This is a genomic window from Acinetobacter sp. YH12094, from assembly GCF_013419295.1.
Classification (GTDB): Bacteria; Pseudomonadota; Gammaproteobacteria; order Pseudomonadales; family Moraxellaceae; genus Acinetobacter; species Acinetobacter amyesii.
In genome coordinates, this window is the sequence record NZ_VPAK01000054.1 from 1 (window position 1) to 6,664 (window position 6,664).

Annotated in this window: 7 protein-coding genes; 1 reads left to right on the forward strand and 6 read right to left on the reverse strand. The window is 35.1% G+C overall.

Features of this window, described 5'->3' with window-relative positions; all coding sequences use genetic code 11:
• Positions 1-138: 138 nt before the first annotated feature.
• Complete coding sequence (locus FTU34_RS17215) at positions 139-1,320, reverse strand: MvaI/BcnI family restriction endonuclease (RefSeq protein WP_180036253.1); 1,182 nt, start codon at positions 1,318-1,320, stop codon at positions 139-141.
• A gap of 14 nt (positions 1,321-1,334) precedes the next feature.
• Between FTU34_RS17215 and FTU34_RS17220 the strand changes: the two genes are divergently transcribed.
• Entirely contained in the window at positions 1,335-2,963 is a 1,629-nt protein-coding gene (locus tag FTU34_RS17220; protein WP_218950101.1) for a DNA cytosine methyltransferase, read from the forward strand.
• A 111-nt stretch (positions 2,964-3,074) separates the two neighbouring features.
• Here FTU34_RS17220 and FTU34_RS17225 read toward each other — a convergent pair whose 3' ends face one another.
• The 5 genes from FTU34_RS17225 to repM form a co-directional block, all read right to left on the reverse strand.
• A complete protein-coding gene (locus FTU34_RS17225; RefSeq protein ID WP_179995828.1) occupies positions 3,075-3,500 on the reverse strand; it encodes a hypothetical protein in 426 nt (141 codons plus the stop codon).
• A 153-nt stretch (positions 3,501-3,653) separates the two neighbouring features.
• Positions 3,654-4,130, reverse strand: coding sequence for a hypothetical protein (locus FTU34_RS17230; protein ID WP_218948644.1), 477 nt, complete (start codon positions 4,128-4,130; stop codon positions 3,654-3,656).
• 249 nt (positions 4,131-4,379) lie between these two features.
• On the reverse strand, positions 4,380-4,523 hold the full coding sequence (locus FTU34_RS17235; protein WP_167514224.1) for a hypothetical protein: 144 nt from the start codon (positions 4,521-4,523) through the stop codon (positions 4,380-4,382).
• A gap of 12 nt (positions 4,524-4,535) precedes the next feature.
• Complete coding sequence (locus FTU34_RS17240; protein ID WP_121523934.1) at positions 4,536-5,111, reverse strand: plasmid replication DNA-binding protein; 576 nt, start codon at positions 5,109-5,111, stop codon at positions 4,536-4,538.
• Entirely contained in the window at positions 5,104-6,054 is a 951-nt protein-coding gene (gene repM, locus FTU34_RS17245; protein ID WP_002011663.1) for a replication initiation protein RepM, read from the reverse strand. The genes FTU34_RS17240 and repM overlap by 8 nt, the downstream gene beginning before the upstream one ends.
• Between the last annotated feature and the right edge of the window lie 610 nt (positions 6,055-6,664).

Below are 6,664 nucleotides of genomic sequence, written 5' to 3' on the forward strand. Positions count from 1 at the left end.
CTGATTTTGAGCAGTTTTTAAGTGCGGAAAGTAAGACAGAAGAAAATAGACAGAAAGATAAAGAGCTTTTTAATGATCTTTTTAAGGGATAAGTTCTAAATTTCATATAAGAGATTTTATGTTAAATCTTAATCTACTCTATAGGGTGTAGAACTTTGGTTCTGGAAAAATAAGATCTAAATGTTCTGGTTTAATCTTAAATAATGGGCCTTTTTCACTTGTTTTACCTGTTTTATCTTTACGTTTAATTAAGTGATCCATCGTAATAATCCCTTGTTCGATAAGAACGAGAAACTGGCTTGAAACAGGGTTCTTAGTATGCGTAATTGACTTTAATGTAAAAAATTCATCGCCATTTTCTATATCTGAGTTAGCTTTGATCCAAAAAGTCTCGTGATGTTTTTCTAATAATTTAGCTCTTAGTGTATCACCTAGCCAACTCACTACTGGTCCATCTTTGATATGTAGCTCATTAAGTTGATCTTTTTCAAAATCAACTTCAAAGCCAAGACCTTGTGAATTATATGCTTGTGTTGTAATCGTACAGTAAAGCTTTAAATCCTCACCACGCTCATAACCATATTTATCAACAATTTCTTTACTACTTTTTAATGTGCTGATTGACCAATCCGGGACTTGAGCGAATAAATTTGTACGATTTGATGCATTATTTAGACGACCAGCTTTTAATTCGATGCCTTTATAGTCAGGGAAAGGGGATGAGTTAATTGGAATGCCTAAAGCATATTCAATTGTTCGGCCTATGGCAGTATCATGCCGGCCTTGCATCACAGATGGTAATCGTCCTTTCTTGCTTAAATTCTCTAATAGACCAAGTAGTTCCATTGCCGTTGCTTCATAGTCATGAATGATCTTATTTAAAAGTTGGTTCTGGGCTAAATCTAATTTTGAGATGTTAAACGCATATAAATTCCCTTTATCAATAACCAGTGCCAGTTCATCGCCAGGGTTAGCTACATTTTTTAGTCCATAGATCCAAATCCGTGGATCTCCTGATTTTGTTTCAGGGCGATATAGGCTAACTTTTTGATCCTGATAATTTGTATCAGAAATTACCAATTGGCATGGTTTTAAAACTTTATAGGGGGTTCCTTGCTTTTGTTCAGAGTAATCATGGTATTGATTGTCTTTTAGATATGCTCGTAAGGATCCGACGGCATCCATAATAGACTTATTCAGGCCAGTTTGAGTAATGGACAATAAACCATAATCAATACCATTTTGAGCAAGGTATTTTCTATTTTTTAATGAAAGTTCTGTTTGTTCTATGCTTAGGTCAATTGGTGTTCGCTGATTCATCTTAAATTGTATAAATGCCTGGACTTTGGTTTGAGTGTACTTTAATATGCCACGATATTTTAGACGTTAAGGCACTGTGGTTGAACTATATTGAGTTGTTTGCTGGTTGTGGTGGATTATCCCTAGGCTTAGAAGCTTCAGGGCATAACTTGGTTATTGCTAATGAATTATCACCAATGGCAGCCGAAACCTTTGCTTATAATTTTTTTAATGAAAGTTTAGATGTACAGAATCCTGAACATACACTTTGGGTTAACTCAAATTTTCCTAAAAATGAAATATCAAAAAGACTAAGAGAAAATCCTAAAACCTATCCACCTATCATGGAGAGTGGCTTTAGTGATTTAGATCAAAATACCCAACTCAATAAAAAACTACTTGTTGGTAGCATTGTAGAACTCAATAAATTATTACAACAACAGCCTGAATTATTAAAACAAATACAAGATGAGCATTTAGATGGTGGTTTAGATCTCGTTTCTGGTGGGCCACCCTGTCAAAGTTTCAGTCTGGCTGGATTAAGACAGTTGGGTAATGAACGAAATACTTTACCTTGGGAGTTTGCCAAATTTGTAGAGCTTACTCACCCTAAGTTTGTGCTTTTAGAGAATGTTTCTGGGATTTTAAGGGCTTTTAATACCAATGCTGGACAATTCTATGCCTGGTATGAGGTTGCTAAGGCCTTTTCAAAGATCAACTACATTCCTTTATGCTTACATGTAAATGCTAAATATGCTGGCGTTGCACAGAACCGCCCACGTTTTATTCTTTTAGGTATTCGTGCAGATGTTTATGCAGAAATAATCCATAAATTGAATAAAAAAGAGCAAGATATTTTAAAACATAGTCATCAATTTTTTGAGAAGGTTCAATTAGATACTGATTTAGAGTATGGGTATTTAAAGTACTTTGATGTTGATAAGGATACAGCATTTTTTCATGGCACTTTTCTAGAGCCTTTAATTACTTACAAAGGAAAAGAGTTTTCTGTAGCTGATGCAATTCAAGATCTTTCTATCGAAAATCATCAAGAAAAATCTGAATATGTTAAAAAGTTAGATGCGCTGTTTAATCCTTTGCTGACTAAGCATAAGAGCTTAAATAATTATGATCTTAGAGCGAATGGTATTCATGTCAAAAAGCGTTTTAAGCTATACCAAAATTTAAATTTGGTTTCTTCAAATACCAAAAAAGAAGTACAACAGATCCTTAAAGGCTTAACCTCTTTACTCTCTGATAATGCATTTGATGAATTAAAAAATTTAAGCTTTTTAAATGAAGGTGGCCAAGCGACTAATTTTTTGAGTAAATGTGAGCTGGTAGCTTATTTACAGCTACATCAAACGAAGAAACAAACTCAAAAGGCTTTAGTTGCGAACCAACCAGCACCAGCAGCTTTATCTATTCCTGACGATGCTTGCCATTACCGTGATTTAAGAACACTAACTGTTCGAGAAATGGCACGAGTACAGTCTTTTCCAGATAACTTTAAGTTTCTATCTAAAGTAACTACTGGTGGCCAGATGCGAAAATTTGAAGTTCCTCAATACACTCAAGTTGGTAATGCTGTGCCACCGCTATTAGGATATGCTCTTGGACAATCATTGAATTATTTATCTGATATTTATAAAGGTATTAAATAAAAAAAATCCCAGTTTTATAAAACTGGGATTTTTATTGGTGAGAATATAGACACTTTAAATGGGTTCTAACAAGGCTAGTTCGTATAACAGCCATTATGTTAAATGAATCTTTTAATAAGGACTAAATTTATAGCCAAAATGATTTAGACATACCTTAATTCCATTAAGTGAATAGTCCATACATCCGTTATGAATACACTTATTTTCTGAAAAGCCTTCATGAGCTAAAATAACTAAGAATTGTTTAATACTGTTTATTCGGTTTTGGCTTAATACTTGGCTCATATCTGGAATTTTAATTCCAAAAATTGGGCCTGTTGGTGTTTCTGGATAACATTCAAAATACCAAGCTTGCTGACACTCGCTACAAACATAATAAAACTCACCATAATCAAATTCTGGTTTAGCTTCCTCACATGGAGGATCTTCAATGAAGTAGTGAGGAAACTTATACTTCATATTGTAGTTATGACTGAAAACATCTGAAAAACTAGTAGGACATATAAAAAAATTATCTACAGATTGGCATTCACACATATTTTTTGTTCTTTAAAGTTTAGCTAAAATTAACATAATACACGTTATACGAAGTTGAAAAATTGAGACTATAACCTTAATTTTTATGTATTTTTTAAAATTTAAGACCTAGGCTAGTGCCTAGGTTTTTTATTTCGTATAACAGCCCTTATGTTAAGTATTTGCAGATATTAAGTCATTGTTTCCACAAATGAATACTGCTTGAGAGCAGTCATCTAAGCTATCCATTAAAATTTCATTCATTCTTTTTTTATGAAAACTAAGAGTGGCATTACTTCCAAATTCACTTTCTAAATCAGATGATAAAATTATAGTGCACTCATCATCCCTTAGCTGATTCCATAAGTTTTGAACTAATTGAACTAATGCGAATCCGATGTTGATTATTTCATTCATTTCATACTGTTGATTATCCACGTAATCCTCGATATGAATCTTATTACTGGAGGCTTCAAACCCTGTTAGATCTCCGTAAACATCAGCTATGGCTTCGTAATTCACCTGCTCTAACCTATCTTTGTAAAAATTAAAGACAATAGCATCCGAATCCTCATAAAAGCCTTCTAGTATCATAAGTTCTAAAATTGAGGGAAGCTGGACATCATATCTGGATAGAAAGAATGCATCCATTTGGGAACTTTGAAGTATCACTTTTACACCTGGAATATTTTTGCTGTTATTGAAATTAGATTTTTAGTATTTCTAAAATTAACATAATACACCTTATACGAAATGCTTTATAATTATCCTTATAATTCAACGCTGTAGTTCCTAGTTGATAGCCCGAGTTTCCATGACCGGGCTTTTTTTATGATTTTTCACGTTCCACGCCTAATAAGTGATCAATGTTTCACAGTTTTAATTAGCCCAATTGAATAATCAGGATGCCTGGTCTTTTTCTTTTTGGCGTTTATCCAGCTCTTTTTTCAGCTCCTTTTTATCCTGGTACGATGCGATCAGCATGATCGGGATCAACAGCGGGGCCACAATAATGCCTAGGGCAATGTCTTTCAGTTTCGGCATGATCTTTCTCCCTTAGTCATTATCAAAAACAGCATTCAGTACACGGCCAAATAAGCCACGTTTTTTGTGTTGTGGCACTGCCACATTCTGCAACGTGGCATGCTGTAGCGTTTGGGTGTGGTATGCCGTAGTTTCTTGCTGTGGCACTGCCACATTTTCTGCAATATTTAATTCATTATTCTTTTTATTATCATTGTCTTGTTGTGTTGTCGCATGCTGTGGTAGATCGGTGTCGCATGCCGTAGCATCTTGTTGTGGTGCTGCTGTGGCAGGTGCAACACTTTTCAGCTCAATGAGTGTTTGCATACGGTCAATTTGTTGCATTAACCGTTCTTCACGTTCTTGGTATTTTTTGACTTCATTTTCTAAATGGGCAATAAGTTTTTTTGTAGATTCATCACCTTCTTGCTTAGATGATTCAATTTTTTGAGATGTTTGCTCAGGTTCTCCAAAGCATCGGATGACCTCTGCTAGATCGAATTGTCCATCACTGGAGCGTGATAAACGTCCATTACGTACAGCTCTGTAAATGGTTGATCTATCCACATGAAATTTTTTAGATACTTCACTTAGTGATAACTTAGCCATTTACGGTGTCCTTTTTATTTGATGGCATGTATCCCACTTTTTTTAGGTATGGGTATAGTTCTTTTATTCGGTCAGGGTCTTGCAGCATCTCAGCAATACGAATAGCAAATTGCGGATAGCTTTCAGTTCCCTGGGAATAACGACCCATTTCAGGAAGTTCGGAAAGTTTATTTGCAAACATATGCCGTTGAGCATCGGTCATCTTTGAAGAAAGACCCAAAGTATCCGGATCTCTTTCTATTGATGGGCTGTCCTTCTTTTTCTGTTTAAAGTTAAAAGAAAATCCTGAAATTGATCGACCTCTTTTGTGTTGTTCATACTTCACTGTGATATCTGTATGTTCGTTAATTTGTTTAATGGCGAGCTCAAGTACACTAGTTTTAAAGCGTTCCATACGCTTGTACTCAGTATCGAGTACGCCAATTCTTTGACGGAAATCACTTAGCTCTATAATTGGAGTAGAGCCCGTACTTCTCCAAGCAATTAATAACTCATATAAACGAACAGCATAAGCACTACTGAGATTACTAACTTGCTGCAATTCGTATTTAGTAAAATGCTCTTCTAAGCGCGTAATTAATGGAACTATGGCAGGGGCAAAAATAAGCTTAACCACTGCTTCATTATCTACATATCCAATTTCACTAACCCAACGGGATCTATAGTTCTCAATATTCCCTCTTTCATTTATTTTTTGATAGCTGAATTGTCTTGCGAATAAATCATTACAGGCATCTTTTAATGCCTGATAAGCGGTATTGCGGTGTACGCCAAATTGATTGATATAGCTTTCTGCATGGACAGTTAAGGGATCATTAGCATTAATCCCTTTCCCACTTTCTCTTGCCTCAACAATAGCTAATAAAATTAAACGTTGTTCTACTAAATCTAAGTTATAACTTGCATTAATTAAGGCATTGTCTTTTACAACTAACTCTCTCATGAAGCACCAGTATTATTTATTATGCTATGACACCTTAATTAATTTTAGTGCTATAAGCAAGGTAAACGGTGTCATATTGCAAGGTAAACGGTGTCATATTGCAAGGTAAACGGTGTCATATTGCAAGGTAAACAGTGTCATATGAAGTCTAGAAGCCTTTATTTACAAGGCTTTCAGCTTACCTAAAAGCATTTAAAAACTTTAAAATAATTAAAAGCCCAGGAAAGGAAAAATTGCCCTCGGTTTTCGCTACGCTCAAACTCTATTGAACTTCGCTTTCGCTCAGTTCGTAGGGGCAATTTTTGGCTTAAAATTTCGTGACTTTTAAAAAAGAAAAGCAACTAGGAATTCGCTTCGCTCATAGAACTTTTTCACTCGCTTCGCTCGACATAAAGCCATCGTAATCAGTTCGCACCCATTCGGGATGCTCTGATTCTGAGTTCTTGATACACAGGGAAGCCTGTAATCAGGGAAAAACAGGTGAAAAATTTAGATCCCTGTAGTTCGCTCGTAGACACTCGCTAAATGCTCTCATTTGCGATTTAAGAGTTTTTTCTTAACTCAACTATAAATCTACTGTGGTTTAGCAAAACATCGCTAAAAACCCTAT

Excerpts from the sequence above, each read along its gene's own strand:
- FTU34_RS17215 (WP_180036253.1), bottom strand. The coding sequence starts at position 1,320 with ATGAATCAGCGAACACCAATTGACCTAAGCATAGAACAAACAGAACTT.
- FTU34_RS17220 (WP_218950101.1), top strand. The coding sequence starts at position 1,335 with ATGCCTGGACTTTGGTTTGAGTGTACTTTAATATGCCACGATATTTTA.
- FTU34_RS17225 (WP_179995828.1), bottom strand. The coding sequence starts at position 3,500 with ATGTGTGAATGCCAATCTGTAGATAATTTTTTTATATGTCCTACTAGT.
- FTU34_RS17230 (WP_218948644.1), bottom strand. The coding sequence starts at position 4,130 with ATGGATGCATTCTTTCTATCCAGATATGATGTCCAGCTTCCCTCAATT.
- FTU34_RS17235 (WP_167514224.1), bottom strand. The coding sequence starts at position 4,523 with ATGCCGAAACTGAAAGACATTGCCCTAGGCATTATTGTGGCCCCGCTG.
- FTU34_RS17240 (WP_121523934.1), bottom strand. The coding sequence starts at position 5,111 with ATGGCTAAGTTATCACTAAGTGAAGTATCTAAAAAATTTCATGTGGAT.
- repM (WP_002011663.1), bottom strand. The coding sequence starts at position 6,054 with ATGAGAGAGTTAGTTGTAAAAGACAATGCCTTAATTAATGCAAGTTAT.